The organism is Flavobacterium sp. GCM10022190 (assembly GCF_042656445.1).
In the GTDB taxonomy this organism is placed as follows: Bacteria; Bacteroidota; Bacteroidia; order Flavobacteriales; family Flavobacteriaceae; genus Flavobacterium; species Flavobacterium nitratireducens.
On the sequence record NZ_JBHSOQ010000017.1, the window covers coordinates 1 to 585 of the forward strand.

The 585-nt window shown below is 44.3% G+C and carries 1 rRNA gene; it reads left to right on the forward strand.

Annotation, left to right across the window (positions count from 1 at the left end):
* Nucleotides 1-30: 30 nt before the first annotated feature.
* Nucleotides 31-585: ribosomal RNA gene (locus ACFPTQ_RS16065) — 16S ribosomal RNA — on the forward strand; the annotation flags it as partial.

A 585-nucleotide genomic window follows, 5' to 3' on the forward strand; every position in this document is an offset into this window, starting at 1 on the left:
TAAAACAAAACCAATTTATTAAACACGCAATTTTTTGAGAGTTTGATCCTAGCTCAGGATGAACGCTCGCTGTGTGCCTAATACATGCATGTTGAACGGGATGTAGCAATACATTCAGTAGCGAATGGGTGAGTAACACGTACCTAACCTACCTTTAAGACTGGGATAACTATTGGAAACAATAGCTAATACCGGATATAGTTATTTATCGCATGATGAGTAATAGAAAGGAGCTTCACAGCTTCACTTAAAAATGGGGGTGCGGAACATTAGTTAGTTGGTAGGGTAATGGCCTACCAAGACGATGATGTTTAGCCGGGCCGAGAGGCTGTACGGCCACACTGGTACTGAGACACGGACCAGACTCCTACGGGAGGCAGCAGTGAGGAATTTTCCACAATGAGCGAAAGCTTGATGGAGCGACACAGCGTGCAGGATGAAGTTCTTCGGAATGTAAACTGCTGTTATAAGGGAAGAAAAAATAGAATAGGAAATGATTTTATCTTGACGGTACCTTATTAGAAAGCGACGGCAAACTATGTGCCAGCAGCCGCGGTAATACGGAGGTGGCAAGCGTTATCCGGA